The 19,896-nt window shown below is 66.7% G+C and carries 11 protein-coding genes and 1 pseudogene; 11 read left to right on the top strand and 1 reads right to left on the bottom strand.

Annotated elements, in window-relative coordinates; all coding sequences use genetic code 11:
• Positions 1–59 precede the first annotated feature (59 nt).
• The 4 genes from NLX94_RS38910 (at position 60) to NLX94_RS12285 (ending at position 4,030) form a co-directional block, all read left to right on the top strand.
• The gene (locus NLX94_RS38910) at positions 60–1,574 is read left to right on the top strand and encodes an SH3 domain-containing protein (protein WP_302169240.1); all 1,515 of its coding nucleotides are present in this window, start codon (positions 60–62) and stop codon (positions 1,572–1,574) included.
• Between the two features lie 248 nt (positions 1,575–1,822).
• Entirely contained in the window at positions 1,823–2,248 is a 426-nt protein-coding gene (locus NLX94_RS12295; protein ID WP_254382705.1) for a hypothetical protein, read from the top strand.
• Between the two features lie 205 nt (positions 2,249–2,453).
• A complete protein-coding gene (locus NLX94_RS12290; RefSeq protein WP_254382704.1) occupies positions 2,454–2,867 on the top strand; it encodes a YciI family protein in 414 nt (137 codons plus the stop codon).
• Positions 2,868–2,884: 17 nt separating this feature from the next.
• Positions 2,885–4,030: an RNA polymerase sigma factor gene (locus NLX94_RS12285; protein ID WP_254382703.1), complete on the top strand. Its 1,146-nt coding sequence runs from the start codon at positions 2,885–2,887 to the stop codon at positions 4,028–4,030.
• A 102-nt stretch (positions 4,031–4,132) separates the two neighbouring features.
• Here the strand turns inward: NLX94_RS12285 and NLX94_RS39325 are convergent, their stop codons facing one another.
• Positions 4,133–8,209 carry a LamG-like jellyroll fold domain-containing protein gene (locus NLX94_RS39325; RefSeq protein ID WP_254382702.1) on the bottom strand — a complete coding sequence of 1,359 codons (4,077 nt, stop codon included), beginning with the start codon at positions 8,207–8,209 and terminating at the stop codon, positions 4,133–4,135.
• Between the two features lie 691 nt (positions 8,210–8,900).
• On the opposite strand from NLX94_RS39325, the gene NLX94_RS12275 reads away from it, so the two are divergent.
• The 7 genes and pseudogenes from NLX94_RS12275 (at position 8,901) to NLX94_RS12245 (ending at position 19,847) form a co-directional block, all read left to right on the top strand.
• A complete protein-coding gene (locus NLX94_RS12275) occupies positions 8,901–15,119 on the top strand; it encodes an RHS repeat-associated core domain-containing protein (RefSeq protein WP_254382701.1) in 6,219 nt (2,072 codons plus the stop codon).
• Between the two features lie 25 nt (positions 15,120–15,144).
• Positions 15,145–15,474, top strand: a complete 330-nt coding sequence (locus NLX94_RS12270; protein ID WP_254382700.1) for a hypothetical protein — start codon at positions 15,145–15,147, stop codon at positions 15,472–15,474.
• Positions 15,475–15,756: 282 nt separating this feature from the next.
• A pseudogene (locus NLX94_RS12265) lies at positions 15,757–16,218 on the top strand (transposase family protein); the annotation flags it as partial.
• Between the two features lie 467 nt (positions 16,219–16,685).
• On the top strand, positions 16,686–17,018 hold the full coding sequence (locus tag NLX94_RS12260) for a hypothetical protein (protein ID WP_254382699.1): 333 nt from the start codon (positions 16,686–16,688) through the stop codon (positions 17,016–17,018).
• A 56-nt stretch (positions 17,019–17,074) separates the two neighbouring features.
• The gene (locus tag NLX94_RS12255; RefSeq protein WP_254382698.1) at positions 17,075–17,575 is read left to right on the top strand and encodes a Ku protein; all 501 of its coding nucleotides are present in this window, start codon (positions 17,075–17,077) and stop codon (positions 17,573–17,575) included.
• Positions 17,576–18,560: 985 nt separating this feature from the next.
• Positions 18,561–18,887 (top strand): hypothetical protein, encoded by a 327-nt coding sequence (locus tag NLX94_RS12250; RefSeq protein ID WP_254382697.1) that lies wholly within the window; start codon positions 18,561–18,563, stop codon positions 18,885–18,887.
• A 639-nt stretch (positions 18,888–19,526) separates the two neighbouring features.
• On the top strand, positions 19,527–19,847 hold the full coding sequence (locus NLX94_RS12245) for a hypothetical protein (RefSeq protein ID WP_254382696.1): 321 nt from the start codon (positions 19,527–19,529) through the stop codon (positions 19,845–19,847).
• The last annotated feature ends 49 nt before the right edge of the window (positions 19,848–19,896 follow it).

The raw sequence follows: 19,896 nt of genomic DNA, 5'->3' as shown, positions 1-19,896 counted from the left end.
AAGACCGCATTCGGCGGTCACCTTCCGGTTCCGTCGCCTTTCCTCGCGGAGGAAACCCCTTGTCTGCTTCCCGCTCCACGTCGGCCGCCCTGGTCGTCGCGGCCGTCACCGCGACCTGCCTGCTGCCGGCCGCGCCGGCTTTCGCCGCCGGCTCGCCGCACATCCGGTTCTCCCAGCCGTACGTCCCCTCGATCGCCGCCGGAAAGACCGGCCGCGTGGTGATCGTGGCGGAGACGGGCACCGACGCGGCACTGAGCAGCAGATTCCGGATCACCGCACCGGAGCGGACCACCTTCCCCGAGGCCCGCTTCTACTGGAACGGCGACCGCGCGGGCGCGCCCTGCACCCTCTCGGGCAACGCCCGCCAGCTGACCTGCGACGCGGGCACCCGGGCGGGCTTCGCCTTCCCGGCGGAGAGCAACACCCGGCTGGGCGTACTCGTACGGGTGGACGCGGATGCTCCCGAGGGCACGACGCTCGACGGCGGCGAGTGGGCGGCCGGGGACGGCTCCGCGCCCGGTCTGTACGCGGTGTCCACCCCGGTGACGGGACCCAAGGGCGACGACGGGCACGACGGGCACGACGGAAAGCCCGGTCACCACGGCAAGCCGGGCCGCCCCGGCCCCAAGGGCGACAAGGGTGACAAGGGAGACCAGGGCGAGCGCGGCGAGAAGGGCGAGCGCGGGGACCGCGGCGACCGCGGTGAGAAGGGTGACCGCGGCGACAAGGGCGAGCGCGGCGAGAAGGGTCCGCAGGGGCCCAAGGGCAAGCCGGGCCCCAAGGGCGACACCGGCCCGGCGGGTCCGAAGGGCGACCAGGGACCGGCCGGAGGCCCCCAGGGCCCGAAGGGCGACACCGGGGCCCCCGGCCCGAAGGGCGACACCGGTCCGGCCGGCGGTCCGAAGGGCGACACCGGTCCCGCGGGCCCGAAGGGCGACACGGGCAGCACCGGCGAGACCGGCCCGGCGGGACCGGCCGGCACCCCCGGACCGAGCGGACCCCAGGGCCCGAAGGGAGACACCGGCCCGGCCGGCGGACCCAAGGGTGACAAGGGCGACAAGGGCGACCGCGGGGACACCGGCCCGGGCGGACCGAAGGGCGACCAGGGGCCGAAGGGCGACCAGGGACCCAAGGGCGAGAAGGGCCCGAAGGGCAAGCCGGGTCCCAAGGGTGAGCAGGGTCCCAAGGGCAAGCCGGGACCGAAGGGCGAGCAGGGCCGCCCCGGCCCCAAGGGCGACAAGGGAGAGCAGGGTCCGAAGGGCGACAAGGGCAAGCCCGGCGACTGCAAGTGCGGCAAGGACCACGGCGGTAAGGACCACGGCGGTAAGGACCAGGGCGGTAAGCCCGCCAAGCCGTCGGCCCGCATCGTCAGCGACAAGCTGTCCGTCCGTACCGGCCCCGGCACGCACTACAAGAAGGCGGGCGTGATCAAGTACGGGGCCCAGGTCCAGGTGCAGTGCAAGACCAACGGCTCGAACGTCGACGGCAACGCCATCTGGTACAAGCTCGCCGACGGCAGCGGCTGGATCGCCGCCCGGTACGCCGCGAACCTGAACCGCATCCCCACCTGCTGACCGGACACCGGACCCGGTCCGGCCTGACCCGGCCGACCCCGTCCGACCCCGTCTGACCCCCTTCGGTGCGCACCGAGGCCTCCGGGCCCCGATGCGCACCGAGGCGTTTCCGTACCTGTCAAGCCCCGAACTTCAGGGGCATGACGCCCTGCACCGGCCGGGGTTGAGTGGGACAGGGGATCACGTAGAGCAGGTGGTCACCCGCAGCATCCGCCTTGTCCCTGTCTGCTCGCCGGAGGTGAGTTTTCATGATCCACACATCCCGTAGGCCCCGCGCACGGCGTGCCGTCGTCCTCACGGCGTCGGCCGCCCTCGCCGCGGCGGGCGCACTGGTACCCGCCCAGGCGTTCGCCGCACCGGCGGCGGCGCCGTCGGCCGCCACGACCGCCGTCACCACGACGACACCCGGTCACAGCGTTCAGGGCGGCGACCGCGACGGCTACCGCATCCGCTACTGCCACTGGGGCAAGCACGGCCGCCATCACGGCTGGGGCAACTGGCACTGCCACACCTACTGGTACGACCCCGGCAAGCACCACTGGAAGAACCAGTGGAAGGACCACCGCAAGGGCCAGTGGAACGACAACTGGAAGGGCCAGTGGAACGGCCACTGGAACAGCGGTTGGAACGGCCACAACGACGGCCGCCTCTTCACCCGCGTCCACGGCCTCTGAGCCGGCCCCGGACCGGGTGGGGGCCCGTACGCCCACCCGGTCCGGACCTGATCCGGACCTGATCCGGACCTGATCCGGACGCGATCCGGACCCCGATCCGAAAGACGCGAAAAAAATCTCGTCGGCGATGTCGAGAACCCGTGCCCGGCTCCGTCTCCCCAGTGGAAGCGGCCACAATGGGCCGCACAGCACGGAGGAGACCGTCATGGCCAAGTACCTGCTTCTCAAGCACTACCGCGGCGCCCCGGCTTGCGCCAACGACGTCCCGATGAGCGAGTGGACGCCGGAGGAGATCTCCGCCCACATCCAGTACATGCGCGATTTCGCGGACCGGCTGGAGGGGACCGGCGAGTTCGTCGACGGGCAGGCGCTCGCCCCCGAGGGCACCTGGGTGCGCTACGACGGCGAGGGCCGCCCGCCCGTCACCGACGGCCCGTTCGCCGAGACCAAGGACCTGATCGCCGGGTGGATGGTCATCGACGTGGACAGCTACGAGCGTGCGGTCGAGCTGGCCGGGGAGCTGTCGGCCGCGCCCGGAGCGGGCGGCAAGCCGATCCACGAGTGGCTGGAGCTGCGCCCGTTCCTGGCCGCGCCGCCCACCGTCCCGGAGTGCCACTGACATGGAGTGCCACTGACATGGACGAGGGTCTGCTCCGCAGCCTCACCCCGCAGGTCCTCGGAATCCTCGTCCGCCGCGGAGCAGACTTCGCGGCGGCCGAGGATGCCGTGCAGGAGGCCCTGCTCGAAGCGGTGCGCGTCTGGCCCGGGGAGACTCCGCGGGATCCGAAGGCCTGGCTGGTCACGGTGGCCTGGCGCCGGTTCCTCGACGCGACGCGGGCGGACACCGCCCGCCGCCGGCGCGAGGACCGGGTGGAGGAGGAGCCCGCGCCCGGTCCCGCGCCCGCGGTGGACGACACGCTCCAGCTCTACTTCCTGTGCGCCCACCCCTCCCTGTCCCCCTCCTCGGCCGTCGCGCTGACCCTGCGCGCGGTCGGCGGGCTGACCACCCGGCAGATCGCAGCCGCCTACCTCGTCCCCGAGGCGACCATGGCGCAGCGGATCAGCCGTGCCAAGCGCACCGTCTCCGAGGTCCGCTTCGACCGCCCGGGCGATGTCGGTACGGTCCTGCGCGTCCTCTACCTGGTCTTCAACGAGGGCTACTCCGGCGACATCGACCTCGCCGCCGAGGCCATCCGCCTCACCCGCGGGCTGGCGGCCTCGATCGACCACCCGGAGGTGGCGGGCCTCCTCGCCCTCATGCTGCTGCACCACGCCCGGCGGGCCGCGCGCACCGCCCCCGACGGCAGTCTGGTTCCGCTCGCCGAGCAGGACCGCTCCCGCTGGGACCGGTCGCTGATCGCCGAGGGCATCGGCATCCTGCAGCCGGCCCTGGCCCGGGACCGGCTGGGCGAGTTCCAGGCCCAGGCGGCCATCGCCGCGCTGCACGCGGATGCGCAGGCCACGGAGGAGACCGACTGGGTGCAGATCGTGGAGTGGTACGACGAGCTGGTCCGGCTGACCGGCAGCCCGATCGCCCGCCTCAACCGCGCGGTGGCGGTGGGCGAGGCCGACGGCCCGCGCGCGGGGCTGGCGGCGCTGGCGGAGCTCGACGCCGCGCTCCCCCGCCGTACGGCGGTGGCCGCGTACCTCCACGAACGCGACGGCGACCTGGCCACGGCGGCCCGCCTGTACGCGGAGGCCGCCCACCACGCCCCCAACCTCGCGGAACGCGACCACCTGACCCGCCAGGCGGCCCGCCTGAACTCCGCACTGCGCGCCTGACCCTCAAAACCACCGGCCAACGGGACGCAGCGCTGCTCCGCGAACACCGCAGGCCCGCCCCTGTGGGGGGGCGGGCCTGCGGTCATGCGTTATGGGTCGGGGTCAGCCTTTGGCGCCGAGGGGTGTGGCGAGGCCGGAGGCGTGCCAGCTTTGTGCGTTGAGGCTGTGGCAGCCAGCGAGTTCGAGTTGGGTGCCGTTGTCGGTGCGGGCGTTAGGCAGGTCGAGGCAGAGGCCTGATTGTGGGTTGTAGAAGCCGCTGGTGGCGGTGGGGAGCCACTGCTGGCTACCGGAATCGTTGCAGGTGTTGAGCTGGACGAGGGTGCGGATGGCGGTGCCTCCGGATTTGGGGGTCACGCATTTGCCGGACACCCGCAGTTCGCCGTCGTCGACCTGGAAGGTCTGCGAGGTGTCGGAGGATGTGCTGCAGTCCTTGATGGAGATCGGGTTGCCTTCGGCGTTGGTGCCGACGACGTTGTCCGCGCACTTGTTGCTGTTGACCGCGGAGACGAGGGTGGTGCTGACCGCGGTCGGGACGGTGGAGTGGTCGTAGACGGTGACGTTGCTGATCCGCCCGTTCCAGAAGGAGGCGGGCTTGCTCGCGGTCTTGTAGCGGCCCATGACGAGGGGGCCGGTGGCCTTCCAGGCGTTGGCCTTGGCGTGGTGGCCGGTGCCGGCGAGGGTGCCGTTGACGTAGAGGGCGATCAGGCCGGTGGTGGCGTCGTAGGTGGCGGTGAGCTGGGTCCATTCCTTGGTGCGGGCCTTGGCGGCGTCGTTCATGACGTCGGTCTGGTCGTAGTTCCAGGTGTCGTCGTCCTTCTTGGACATTCCGAAGCGCCAGGTGCCGTCCTGGTCGTGCCAGATGATGAAGCCGCTGGAGTGGAGTCCGTCCTGGCTGAGGGCGACGTCTGGTGCCTCGGACCTGACCCAAGCGGAGATGGTGAAGCTCTTGGTGGTGTCGACCGGGGCGCCGGTGGAGGTGACGGTGCCGCTGGTGCCGTCGAGGTCGACGACCTGGGTCAGGGTTCCCGCGACGGTGCCGGCGATGTGCGTGGCGCCGGTGGAGCTGAGCTTGGCGTTGCTGCTGCCGCGCATGTCGGCGGCGACCGTTCCGGTCCCTTCGTCCAGCTTCCAGTGGTGGGTGGAGATCCGGGCGTCGCCCATGACCTCGGAGGTGTCGAAGCTGGTGACCTTGCCGCTGGTCGTCTTGCCGTTCCAGGTCCGCAGACGGTTCCGGCTGTCGAGGGACCACAGGTCGGGGATGCCGTCGGCGCTGGTGTCGCCGGAGGAGCCGAGCACCGGGAAGGAGGCGGCGGTGACGCCGGTGCGGATCCGGGTGCGCTTGCTGTGGTCGCCGAGCGCCTCGGGCTTCCCGGCGACGTTGGCGTACTGGTAGACGTCGCCCGTGGTGTTGTCCCGGGCCCAGAGGTCGGCCAGGCCGTCGCCGGTGGCGTCTCCGGGGGCCATGATGGTCAGGTTCTCCCATCCGCTCGTGCTGAGGACGAAGGTGCCCGGGTCGATGAACTGCCCTGTGGAGGCCTTGCCCTGGAACAGGATGAGCTGTGTGCCGCCGGCTCCGTTGCTTTCGACGGTGAGGAGGTCGTTTCGCTGGGTCGTGGTGCTCGGGTCGGGCAGGACGTCGCCGACTGCGAGGATCTGCCGAACCCGGCTCCAGTTCTTGGCGTACTCGGCCCCGCAGGGCTTGTCCGTGGTGGCCACCGTGCATCCCTCGACAGGCCTCACCACATCCAGGATGTCGTCGGAGTCGAAGTAGGGGCCGCCCTTGATCTTGGAGTTGCGGTAGAGCTTTAGCTGACCGTTGTAAAACGTCCACAGGTCATCGACCTGGATGCCGTTGCCGCCGCGGTGCGTGATCAGGGTGTCCTTGTCCCAGCCCTTGTCTTTGCCAGCCGGGCTCTCATCCTTGGAGGCGGCAAGCTGGCCACTGGCCCCGGGGTCGGTTGCGGTCGGGTAGACGATCAGGTCGCCGTTGTCGTCGGGGGCCACGAAGTCGACGAGGGCATCGTTGGTGATGTCGCCCAGGGTGGTCTTGGCGTTCGGGTCGTCGGGGACGTAGAAGACGTAGGTCTGCTGCTGCGAGCGGTTGCCCGCACGGTCCACGGCCTGGACACGCAGGATGTTGGTGCCCCACCAGGTGGGCGTCACCGGGATGGTGACGGTGCCGTCGGCCGCGGCGTTGATGCGGGTGGCGCCGCCCACGGGGATGTCCTCGTTGAAGGCCCACTCGTAGTACAGGACTCCGCTGAGGGGGTCGCTTGCCGCGATCTTGAAGTTGCCCTTCTCCCCGATGTGCCTGGTGGAGCCGGGCAGGGTGCCGGACGGCGGGTATTCGGCGGAGGTGACGACCGGGACGGACGGCGGCTGGGTGTCCATGGAGAACGTGCATCCGGTGGTCCAGTTGGCCGACATCATGTCGCCGTCGCCGCCTGCTACGCGCCAGGAGTAGGTGCGGCCGTCGGTGAGGTTGGTGGGGTGGGCGGATACCCAGTGGGTTCCGTTTCCGGCCCCGATCCAGCCGCTGCTGTATGCGGTGGCGCCGCTGGCTGTGTCGGTGACCTCGAAGATGGCGTCGTTGACCTGTCCGTCGGGGTCGCCGACCCAGGCGCCGATGGTCAGGCCGGTGTAGGTGGTGGCGCCGACCCAGCCGCAGCCGTTCCCGTTCGGGTTCTGCGGCGCGGGGCTCGTGTTGAGCTCCCACGGGTTGTACGGGGGCCGGTTGTACTCGATGTAGAAGAACGGCAGCTTGGCCTTGTCGCGGGTGAAGCGCTTGAAGCCGTTGTTGCTGCTGGTCTTGGACTCGTTGTCGGCGAAGAGTGCGTAGGTGACGCTGCCGCGCCAGGCGTTGCCCGCGAGGTGGTCGCGTACGTCCCACTCGCCGCGCGTGGTCGAGCTGGAGCAGCCGGGGCCGCCGGCGCTGTTCATCGAGGTCGTGCGCAGGACTTCCCAGTCGCGGGGCTGGGTGTTCCAGGTGATGTTCGACAGGAGCGGCTCGGTGGAGTGCAGGTCCACGTTGTAGGTGTTGCTGCAGGTGGCGTCGGCGGCGTACGACTGGGTCGCGTTGAAGGACGCCTTCTTGATGGCCTTGTCGTTCAGGTCGCTGGTGTCGAGCTGGACGTAGTAGCGCTCCAGGCCCGTCCTGGTGCGCCAGCGCTGGTAGCCGACACCGGGATCGTAGTCGTCCGCGTAGTCGTCGTAGCTGGTCGTGGTCGGGTACCCCTCCTGGACCCAGGCCCAGTGCTGGGTGCCGCGGCTGGTGGGGACCCACGCCGGGTCGATGTACACCGGGTAGGCGGTGTCGGGGTCGGTGAGGAAGGCCTGGTCCGGGGTCAGGGCGACGGAGTCCGTGCCGAGGTCGGCCTGCAGGCGGGTGGTCTTGGCGGAGTCGCCCGGCCCGTCGCTGTCGGAGGTGGCCTTGATCCCCTCCTCGTCCCCGGTACCGGGCGTGGTCTCGTCCGCGGTGACCGCCTGCGAGAAGGCGATGGTGCCGGAGGGCTTGGCGAGCGGGACCTCTGCGGGTGCGGTGGAGTCCCACATCGTGGGGGTCGGTGCCTGGAAGACCGTACGGCCCGAAGCGTCGGCCGCCTTCAGGTTTCCGGCGGCGTCGGCGGAGACGGTGACGCCCTCGCCCTTGAGGCCCGTGGTCAGCTTGGCGAGCTTCGGATTCTTCGCGGCCTCGGCGGACTTGACCACCAGGATCTGCGAGACCCCGCCGCCCTCATCGGCCGTGATCTTCAGGTCCGCACCCGGCAGGACCTCGCGGTAGACGGCGCTGGACCCTTCCAGCACCGGTGCGGGGAGCGGGTCCGGCCAGCTCAGGACCAGCTGCTTGCCGTCCTGGTCGAGGGTGGCCAGCGGGGCGGTGCCGCCACCGGACAGGGTCAGACCGCTCACCGAGGCCTTCGGGCGGAGCGTGCCGTCGGCCGCCTTGACCAGCGTCGCGTCCAGGTCCGCCCAGCTGCCGTCGCGCTTCGTGCGCACGGGGGCGACACTGCGCGTCAGACCAAGGGTGCCGTCCGGATTGGCCGTCACCGTGTCGGTCTCGGTCATCCCCGCCGGGACCGGCACCGGCTTGCCCGTGCGCTTCGCCTCCGCCAGCGCGGCGTCCTCCGCACGCTCCCGCTCGGTGGTCGGACGCTCGGGCGGAGTCGGACCGCTTGGCACGGGCGGCGCATCCACCGTCTGCGCGGCTGAAGCGCTGGGCGCGACGCCAACAGCGGATATGGACAGGGCCAGTGCGATCAGACCTGCCAGTGCGACCGGCCGGTTGGCCGGTCGTTTTCTTCTTTGTGTGCCCCCCACGGCAAAACTCCCAATGCGGTCGCGACGATCAACTGGCCGCGAACGCTAACAGCCATCTAAACAGGCACTTCGAGGCCCCCCGTGATCTGCAAAGAAATATTCGCAGCAAACATCCCTCAACGGGCAGTATGTCCATTACTGAGGCTCCGAGCATCGCGCATGCGAATGAGTTAAATTCGGTCAGCTTTTTAGACAGTGCAGGTCAAAGGTGGGATGGATGTCTACATTGATCCCATTTTTGCGAAGCGGAAGAAGCGCTACGATCCGCCAATTGATCATCTAGCGTGGGGGGAATGCCGTGCAGGCACCACCAGGACTACGTCGAACCAGAGGAAGATCTGCGGCGAAACGCCGCATATTCATCACCTCTGCTGTTGCACTTTCACTGATCGTCGGAGTCGGAACCGCGGAAGCTTCCGACTGGAAGCCCAAGGACCCAACCCTGTGGTCCCCTGGTGCGCTGCAGGGAACCGAATCGGTACCGGGCAAGAACGCCTCGAAGGCCGGAGGAGAGGTTCCGGAGGAGCAGGCTGATGCCTGGGCTCCGAAGGATGTGTACTGGCCGCCGGCCACCAACGCCGAAGTGGACCTCGGCGCCACCGCGCCCATCCCGGCAGACGGCTCGCTCTTCACTACCCCGGGCCGTGCCAAGGGTCCGGCCGCGCCAGTACCCGATCCGACCCGCGTCGGTGACGCGCCGGTATGGGTCGCCCCCGCTGCAGGTGAAGAAGGCCCGCGCAGTGGCAAGGCCGCCGTTGAGCTTGAGGACCGGGAGGCTGCCGAGAAGGCCGGCCTGCAGGGCATGCTGGTCTCGGTCCGCCCGGGTGAGGGTGTGACCGAGGGCGGTCCGGTCAAGGTGTCCGTGGACGTCTCGCACATCGCGGGCTCGTTCAGTGGAGACTGGCTCTCCCGCGCCCAGCTCGTCGCGCTCCCCGAGTGCGCGCTGACGACTCCCGAACGCCCGGAGTGCCGTACGCAGACTCCTCTGGCCACCGCCAAGGACGGCGACCGGCCCGGCCTCCTCAGCGCCGAGGTCCCCCTCGCCGCCCCCGGCGCCGAAGCCCAGAGCCTGAGCGCCGACTCCGGCGCCTCAGGCGGCGCCACCGTCTTCGCGGCGTCGAGCAGTCCGAGCGGCCCGTCCGGCAACTTCACCGCCACCAGCCTCGACCCCTCCGGTACCTGGAGCAGCGGCTCCAACACCGGCGGGTTCTCCTGGTCCTACCCGATCGCCGTACCCGAGGGCCTCGGCGGTAAGCCGAGCATCGCGCTGTCCTACAGCTCCCAGGCCGTCGACGGCCGTACGGCCGCGACGAACAACCAGGCCTCCTGGATCGGTGAGGGCTGGGACTACTCGCCCGGCTTCGTGGAGCGCAGCTTCAAGCCGTGTTCCAAGGACGGCCAGGAAGGATCTGGCGACCAGTGCCTGGCAGGCGAGAACGCCACCTTCTCCCTGGGCGGCAAGTCCTCCGCCCTGGTGAAGGACGACACCACCAAGGAATGGCGGCTGGAGAACGACGACTCCTCGAAGGTCGAGCACCTGACCGGAGCGGCCAACGGTGACAACAACGGTGAGTACTGGATGGTGACCACCACCGACGGTACCCGGTACTACTTTGGCGCCGGTCACAAGCCGGAAAGCTCCACCGGACCGGCCACGAACTCCGCCTGGACCACACCCGTCTACGGGAACAACACGGGCGAGGAGTGCCACCAGTCGACGTTCGCGGCCTCGTGGTGCCAGCAGGCCTGGCGCTGGAACCTCGACTTCGTCGTCGACCCCCGCGGTGGCCTGATCACCTACACGTACGCCACGGAGACCAACCGCTACAAGCGGGGCGCTTCCGCGGCGAATCCCACGGGCACGCTCACCTCGTACATCCGTGGCGGCAATCTCGAGAAGATCACCTACGGCTCGAAGCTGAAGGACGCGGACACGGTCAAGCCGACCGCACAGGTCCTCTTCGACGTCGACGAGCGCTGCCTGCCGGTGAAGGACGTCTTCGACTGCGCACCGTCGAAGCTGACCGCGGCCAACCAGACCAAGTGGCCGGACGTGCCCTTCGACCAGAAGTGCGAGTCCACCGGCACCTGCGAGAACTACTCGGCCACCTTCTGGACCACCAAGCGACTCACCAAGATCACCACACAGGTCCTCAACGGCGCCGGCGGATACGACAACGTCGACTCCTACGCACTGACACAGTCGTTCCCCGACCCGAAGGACCAGACAGCCCCGGCCCTGTGGCTCTCCACGCTCACCCACACCGGGTACGACGGCGCGACGAGTCTCGCCACCCCCTCTGTCGTCTTCAACGGCACCCTGCGCAGCAACCGTGTCGACTCCAGCGATGACAACCGACCGGCTCTCAACCGGCACCGCATCGCGAAGATCACGTCCGAAACCGGGAAGGTCACCGACGTCATCTACGCCGCTACGGACTGCGCCCCCGGCACCGGGCTGCCTTCGACTGCAGATGCCAACACCAAGCGCTGCTTCCCCGTCTACTGGAACTCCGACCCCCGCAGTCCGAACGACCCGTCGCTGGACTGGTTCCACAAGCACGTCGTCGACCGCGTCACCGAAAGGGATCCCTTCGGTGGTTCCCGTGACCAGGAGGTCCGCTACGAGTACGTCGGCGGCGCAGCCTGGCACCGCGACGACGAGGAACTGACCGAGGACAAGTACCGGACCTGGAACCAGTTCCGCGGCTACGGACAGGTCATCACCCGCGCCGGCACCGCCCCGGACATCCTCTCCAAGACGTCCTCCTTCTACCTCCGCGGCATGGACGGCGACATCAAGGCCGACAAGTCCGTGCGTACCGCCACGTTCAAGAACATCGCCGGTGCCACCGTCAAGGACAGCAACCACCTGGCCGGCACCCTCCGCGAGCTCCAGACGTTCGCTTCCGACGGCGGGGAACTCGTCTCCACATCGCAGTCCGATCCCTGGCTCCCGGCGGCGACTGCCACCCACAGTCGCGGCGCCGGCCTGCCGGCTCTCACGGCCCGGATGCAGGGCACCGCGGCCTCCAAGCAGAAGGTCCTGCTCGCTGACAAGACATGGCGGAGCACTTCGCAGTCCATCGACTACGACGAGAGGGGAATGCAGGAGTCGGTCCTTGACCAGGCAGACGGTCTGCCCGACATCTGCACCACGACCTCCTACGCCCGCAACACCGAATCCTGGATCCTCGACCGCGTTTCCCAGAACACCCGGACCCAGGCCGCCTGCGGCGTGGCCGCGACCGAGGCGAACACCCTCGACAGCAGCCGCACCCACTACGACAACAAGCCCTTCGGCACCCTCGACGGTCCCGGCCAGCCCACCACCACCAGCGTCCTGGACCGCTTCGAGACTGGGCAGCCCAAATACGCCACCAAGGCGACCATCGCGTACGACACGTACGGCCGTGTCACCAGCACCACTGATGCCGCAGGGGCGAACACGAAGTCGGCGTACACGCCGGCAGCACCGGCCCGCCCGACGACCCTCAAGGTCACCAACGCCAAGAACTGGACGACGACCACCACCCTGCACCCCCTGCGCGGGCTCCCGGTCAAGACCGTCGACCAGAACAGCCGCACCACAGAGATCGCCTACGACGAGCTGGGCCGCACCACCGAGGTATGGCTGCCAGGCCGCGCACGCGCCGAGAGCGCCAGTCAGGTGTTCACCTACGACCTGACCCGGACCGGCACCAGCTCCGTCACCAGCAAGACGCTCCGCGCCGACCAGTCCTATGCCACCTCCATCAGCATCCTCGACGCGATGGGACAGCAGGTCCAGACCCAGTCGGTCCCGCTGGACAATGCGGCAACCACACGTCTGGTCACGGACACCGCCTACGACAGCCGCGGCCGAGCCTTCAAAACGAGCGGCGCCTACGTCAACAAGAACTCCGCCCCGGTGAAGACCCGCTTCATCGCCGACGAGAACATGCTGCCCGCCCAGAACCTCACCCAGTACGACGGCCTCGGCCGGCCGGTCGCGGGGACCTTCTACTCCAAAGCGCAGGAACAGTGGCGTAGCGCCACCGCATATCCGGGTGCCGACCGAGTCGACACCACACCGCCGCAGGGCGGCACCGCCACGAGCACCATCACCGACGCCCGCGGACGCAAGACCGAGCTGCGGCAGTACAAGGCCGGCACCCCCACGGGTGCGTTCGATGCAACCCGCTACGGCTACGACACCACCGGCCAGCTGACGCAGATCACCGACCCGGCCGGCAACGACTGGACCTACGAGTACGACCTGCAAGGCCGCCAGACCAAGGCGGTCGACCCGGACAAGGGCACCTCCACGAGCACGTACGACGTGGCCGACCGCCTCGCATCGTCCACGGACGCCCGCGGTACCACCGTCTTCACCAGCTACGACATCCTGGGCCGCCCGACCACCCGCAACCTGAGCGCGGTCGACGGCACCAAGCTGGCCGAGTACGAGTACGACACCCTCCTGCCCGGACTGGCGACCGCATCCACGAGCTGGGTGGCCGGCAAGGCCTGGCGCCAGGAGATCACCGGCTACGACATCGGCTACCGCCCCACCGGCACCAAGCTGACCGTCCCCACCGGCGAAGGAGCCCTCACCGGCACCTACACCACCTCCACCAACTACAACCCGATCACCGGGCTGGAAATCAGCACCGACCTCCCCGCGGCCGGCGGACTGCCCGCCGAGGACCTCTCCACCAGCCGCAACCCCAACGGCCTTCCGGTCGCCATGGGCTCGAACACCGTCGACTACGTCAACTACACCGACTACAACGAACTCGGCCAGGTCCAGCGCACCACCTTCGGTGACAGCCCCAAGCAGGTCGTCGCCACCAACATCCTCGACCCGGCCACCGGCCGCCTCCTGAGTACTGCACTCGACAAGCAGCAAGAGGCCACCACCTCGGTCAACACCACCAGCTACACCTACACCCCCAACGGTGACGTCACCTCCGTCACCAACGTCCAGGGCGCCGCCCGCGACACCCAGTGCTTCACCTACGACTACCAAGGCCGCCTCACCGAGGCCTGGACCGACAAGGGCACCACCACAACCAAGCCCGGCCCCAGCGTGCCCGGCATCGGAGGCTGCACCAACACCACACCCGAGACCAGCAGCATCGGCGGCACAGCCCCCTACTGGCAGTCGTTCACCTACGACGTCACCGGCAACCGCAAGACCCTGACCGACCACGACCCCGCAGGTGACGCCGAAAAGACCACCGTCACCACCAACACCTACCCGGCGCCCGGATCCGCGCGCCCGCACACCCCGACTTCCACCACCAGGAAGATGGGCAGCAACACCCCGGTCACCACCAACCTCACCTACGACAAGACCGGCAACACCCTCACCCGCCCCGACACCGGAGACACCCCCAACACCCTCCCCGGCAACGGCGAACCCACCCAGACCCTGACCTGGAACGCCGAAGGCAAACTCGCCTCCAACACCACCAGCGCAGGCACCTCCACCTACATCTACGACGCAGCCGGCAACCGCCTGGCCCGCAAGGACCCCGGCAAAACCACCCTCTACACCGGGACGGACGAACTCACCCGCGACACCGCCACCGACAAGGTCACCGGCACCCGCTACTACGCGACCCCCGGCGGCACCACCATCGTCCGCACCTCCGCCGGCAAGCTCTCCTACATCGCGGCCGACCACCACAACACCGGCACCACCTCAATCGACGCGGCAACGCTTGCGGTCCAGCGCCGCTTCACCAAGCCGTTCGGCGAGGAACGAGGCACCAAGCCGACCGCATGGCCCGGCGAGCGAGGCTTCGTCGGCGGCACCCAGGACAAATCCACAGGCCTCACTCACATAGGGGCCCGCGAATACGACCCCGCAGCTGGCCGATTCCTCTCCGTCGACCCACTGATGGTCGTCGGCGACCCCCGCCAGCACAACGCCTACCAGTACGCCAACAACAGCCCCCTCACCAACTGGGACCCCACCGGCCTCTACACCGACGACGGAACCGGCCACAGCGAAAAGCCCGACGGCAGCCCCCCCAGCAACCCCGTCACCCCCGGCGGCAAAGCACCCGACGGCGGCGGCGGCTACAGAGGCGGCGGCCCCCAGACCGCTGTGACCGGCAACATATGCGGAAACGACCCCGACTGCCGCAGCCAATACAGCACGCCTTCGTCCGGGGCCAAGCCGGATAGACCTGCCCTTGTGCAGACGATTTCAGGGTATCCGGCACAGGGTGTTCCGCGAGGCAGCATCCAAGATCCCAACCCCATGACCGCACCAAGCGCCAGCGGGGCTGAGTTGAATTGGCTCTGCGTGGCAGGCGAAAGTGACTTTAAATGCGGCCTCCGGAAAACGAATTACCTACTCCAGCTGACTACAGCGGGAATAGCAGGAAGTAAGGCAGCAGCAGGAGCGAAGGGGCGTCCGGGCGGCTCCGCCCCCGGAGGTAATCCAGTCGGTCCAGGATGGTTCCCATATGGGAGTGCGAAGATACCGGGCAACTGGTCTGGGCCAAACATGACGAGCAAGTATAAGAAGAATGACAATAAGGCGGGTTTTGTGTGGCGCGCCCCGAAGGGGCAAGACAGTGTTCGCATCGACAGAGGGGACCTCAACTCTCAGTGGGCCACACAACAGGTCGATCACGTAGTTATCAACTCTGGAGGTAGAATCGTAGGGCGCGGTGGCGAGCTCCTGCCTCCCAATGCTCGAATACAAGATTATCCGGTAGAGGCGCACATCCCACTCAGTGAGTGGCAGACATGGAGGACTTGGAATGCCCCCTAAGGATCATGGCCTTCAGACTCCATGGATGCGAGCCCAGCTGCTCGACTGGCTGGAAAAGCTAGGGAACAGAGACTGGCAAGAAGAGAATTGGTTGAGTCAACCCCCAGGGGAATCTGGCCTTGATGAAGCGCTGGACTTTTTCGACGACTCGGGCGTCTTGGCCGAGCCGAGCGGGAGGCTGGGATTCATCCTCGTTGACGACGCAGAAATCTCTGCCATGACCTCCCTGAACTCTGCACTTGATTCTGCTTTGTCTTCCGCATCGAACGATGCAGAGATAATTCACTCCCAAGCTTGGGGTGACGTCGTTGCGGCGGCATCCGAAGCCTTGAGTATCATGAGTAATTCGCGTTGAACTTTCCGCGGCATGCAGGTGTCTTCTTGGTGTCAATGGAAGCGATATTGAGGATCTTCAATTTCTCGCGAATCGTCTCTGCTGAGCGATAGATAAGAAGGGCTCTGCGGCGACAGCCGTAGAGCCCTTCGGCGCATGTTCGATCCCCGATGGAGAAGTCAATCGATGTGAGTTGGAGGCGGGAGTGTCAGTTCCTTGGCTCTGGCCCGTAGTCGGTGGTGACGCCGAGTAGCCATCCGCGATCATGATCTTGTGATGGATGTCAACTCCCTTATCGGGACGGTGTTTTCCGGGCTGTCGGCACTGGTCGTCGAGGACGTGGCGGACGACGGTGGCATGGTGGTGGTCACGGCACGCACCCGGGATGTGGCGGTGCCGTGTCCGGTGTGCCGAACGCCAGCGGCGAGGGTGCGCGGGTACCACCGCCGGACGGTGCGGGACGTGCCGGTCGACGGCCGCCCGGTCGTCGTCCACCTGCGCGTACGAAGGCTGGTCTGTCCGGTTCTGGGCTGCTCCCGGCAGACCTTCCGTGAGCAGATTCCCGGACTGCTGAAGCATCATCAGCGCCGCACTGAGCGTCTCACCGGGCAGATATCGCAGGTGGCACGGGAGTTATGCGGCCGGGCGGCCGCACGCCTGGCCACTCTGCTGGCCGTGCCCGTCTCCCGCAGCACCGCACTGCTCCATCTGCGGCGCCTGCCGCTGCCCAAGCAGGCCATCCCGCGGGTAATCGGCGTGGACGATCGGGAATATCCGGGACAAGGGCTGCCGCTAACATCAGAGGAGCCACACCCAAGGCGGGGCCCAAGGCCTCCACAGCTCCCAACCCTCCGGCAGCTCTCCCCCCGGCCGGCCCTGGAATCCCAGATGTGCCTCCACTGTACGGGCCGTTCCATCGGCTTGGGGGTGCAAGTACGACCCAGACTCAGGCAGTTACGGACAAGGTGGTAGCTTCCGGTGAACTGTGGGGCCGGACTCCCAGGACCGGCACGGAGCCAGCAGCTCAAGCCCATAACGGACCCCTTCCTCATGGCGCCCGCGAGGGAAGTTTCGAATTTTATACGACGGTGAAGCCGACGGGTATCAGCCAAAGGACCGGGTACGTGTCATGGGAGGTCGGAAGAGGGCCGGGCGTAAGGGAATTCCAAATGAACGGTGAAAGTTGGGCCGCAATTCCGGCCTTCCTGACCTCTCGGCGATAAGGTTCTACTGTGATAAGAATTTCCGCAAATGAGATGACTGGGGGGAGACTCCTGGTCTACGTGGCGCATTTTGACATAACTTCGGATGAGATCTCTGCGAAATGGGGAGAGGGGGAGAGGTTCGAAGACGAGTGGGACCTCGGGCCGCGCCACATCTACTGCTGGCGGCTTGCAGGGGGTACTTACGTATCCTTGAATCGAGTAGAAATCGAGAGCGTGCCGGGCTTCAGTTTCAATGTGCGGGCAGATCGGGAAGATCCTGACAGTATGAGGGCTGCACTCCAAAGCTTCCTTGAAGAGTCCTGCATTTCTGAAGACAGGGTTGTCGAGATGATGTTCTGAACCATGGAAGCCCCGTCTGAGCGATACGCCCAGACGGGGCTGCTGGCGCAGGCGCCTTGACCTACTACCTCGGGCCGCGCGGCAAGCAGTACGCCAAGGTGTACGCGCTCTTGCAGACGGCGCTCTCCACCGCGAACCGCGCCGGCGTCGCCACGTTCGTGATGCGCGGGCGCGAGTACCTCGTCGCGCTCAAGTCCGACGACGCGCTCGGGCTCCTGACCGTGCACACCCTTCACTGGGCGGACGAGATCCGCGATCCCCGCAAGGAGATTCCCGATCTGCCCGGCGCCGCGAAGGTCTCCGAGAAGGAGGTGAAGATGGCCGAGCAGCTGATCAGCGCCTTGGCGGCGGAGTGGGACCCGGACTCCTTCCGGGACACTTTCCAGGAGGAGGTCACGGCGCTCATCGAGGCGAAGAAGGCCGGCGAGACAGTCGAGAAAGCCGAGCCCCCGGCGAAGGCCACCGGCGCCATCGACTTGATGGAAGCCCTGCGCGCCAGCGTCGAGCGGGCGCGCAGCCCCAAGGCGACCGGGGAGAAGGCGACGAAGGGGGCGTAATCCTACGGTCGGACAAATTGACCAATTGGGGTTTGAGGAATGGCGATTTGTTTCCACAATCTGATGTCAATGTAATCCTTTATGGTGGGGCGAAGGCGTGGTAGGGCGAATCGAACCAGGTCGCCGCAGTTCGGGAGTCGCTGCACAACGGCTACCAGTACGCCAACAACAGCCCCCTCACCAACTGGGACCCCACTGGCCTCTACACCGACGACGGAACCGGCCACAGCGAAAAGCCTGACGGCAGCCCGCCTAGCAACCCAGTAACACCCGGCGGAAAAGACCCGAACAATGGCGACGGCGGCTACCGAGGCGGCGGTCCCCCGCTAGTCAAGGGCAGCACGTGCGGCAACGACCCTGACTGCCGCAACGTGAGCAGCAGCAAGCCCCAATGGCAGCGACATTGGGGTAACCCGCCAGTCTGCGATCTCTGCCTCAAACCACGCCCGCCGCAACCTTCCGTGCGAGACACGGCCGTTGGAATAGTGAGCGGACTCATCACCAACCTGCAGGGATCGAAGGTGAATGCTGGCTGCATCGCGGCACCTGACCTTCCTTCCTGCCAGCTGGACGACGCGTTCGACAGGTGGGCGAAAAGCAAGGGGGTCAGCGACTATGGCCTCGAACAAGGAAAACTAGCCTTCTCGGCAATGATCCCCATCCCTGGCGGGACAGGCAACGTGGCTACTAAACTGAGCCAGACACAGTGGCGACACGTCAAGGGGCGCCCAGAATACCTACGGAATGGTGGCACCGGTTCATATTTCTTGCACTACAAGGATGGGGAGGAAATACTCGCCGCTTATCACCAAGGTCGAACGACATACCTTGGAACAACAAAGAAGGGGAACATTGTAATTCGATACGATGGGGTTACTGACTACAATAACAACCCTGGAGCCGGAGCCGGTCAGCTTGACCAGCCGACAAATGTGTTCATGCTTAAGGGAACCGTCAGGCCTAGCTTCGTCCCAATGAACCCGAATTGGACTCCATAAAATTGAACCCACTGGAGCGTGAAAACTACCTCATCATCCAGGTCATGCAAGCCTGTCTCGGCCTGATCTCGGATAGTGTCCGCGGAATCTCAGTTCAGGTCGACACGGAACGCATCACACTTTACTTCTCCGTATCGAACAGATCTCCCGAGCTAGAAGAAGATATCGACGACATCCAGTTCGAGCTGGACGCATTCACGGAGGGCCGGTTCTACATTGATGCCGAGGTCCACGATGGACCACCCGACGAAGAATGGCCGGGACATCCATGGAGAAAGATCTACATGGAAAGTCACCGCAGGTATGAAAGCTAGCAATCCGTCGGATGTAGCAGAGCGACAAGCGTGCTGGCTTGAGATTTCGGATTCACTATGCATCGAAGTATAAACTTGCGGCTCCTGAGGCTGTAACACTCACCAGCTATTTCGTCGATTACCGGCAGTAGACGACGGCGGCGGCGGGCAGTAGTTGTCCGCCGCCGCCGTCGTCCGCGCCAGGGGTCATCGGCATCGGAGGCCTCCTCGCCCAGCCGGGCGGTGGGCTCCTAGGTAGCGGCATCGCCCGCCCGACGGATGTTACGGTCGCGCAGCCCCTTCCGCACGATCACGGGCTGCTGCTGATGGCCCGCACCTGGTGCCAAGGGTTCTCGGCACGGGATTGGGAGCGGTCGAGGTACTCGCGTTTTACTGTGGCCGAGCCTGGTTTCCAGCGCCCCTGGTGGGTGGGGGTGGTTTCACCTACGTTGTGTACCCGGCAAGTCGAGACGCATACATATCGGCACGCCCGGGATCCGTATACGCAGAATTCGACGTGCCGAAATCTTCGCTCATTCCTGGCGGCAGGCCGGGGGACTTCAAGATGTCAGATTCCGACACCATCTTTGCTCGTCTGGCACAGAAGAAGGGGAGCCCTGTTCCTCAACTTCCCGAGGCGAAGAACATCAAGCTGGGAGGATGGGGATGTCCCTAGGTAGTGCTCTACTGGAGCGGGCTCAGGAATGGATCCGGCAGGAAATCCACAAGACAGAGGCTCTGCGGGATATTTCAGAGATTGAGACATCCCCTAATGAGGGTGATCTGACGTCGGTGAGCTGGATCCTTGATGGCGGTATCTTCATGGCCCAGCTGGTGCTGTGGGATACCGGGGAATTCGAGGAAGATCTAGTGAACGCGGAGACGGGTCAAGTTCGGACGCGGAGCGGCCGCCTGGTTTCGCCCGGCGATCTCGAATCCCGCCTTGCGACTGCCCGCGATTGGGTTCTCCAGGATCTTTGAGGATTCACTGGGAAGTGTGCGTTCGCAAATATGAAGCCCCGTCAGGCAG

The sequence above is a fragment of the Streptomyces sp. TBY4 genome (assembly GCF_024213195.1).
In the GTDB taxonomy this organism is placed as follows: Bacteria; Actinomycetota; Actinomycetes; order Streptomycetales; family Streptomycetaceae; genus Streptomyces.
Note: the sequence above shows the minus strand (reverse complement) of the source record. Positions and strands in the feature narration are given on the sequence as shown.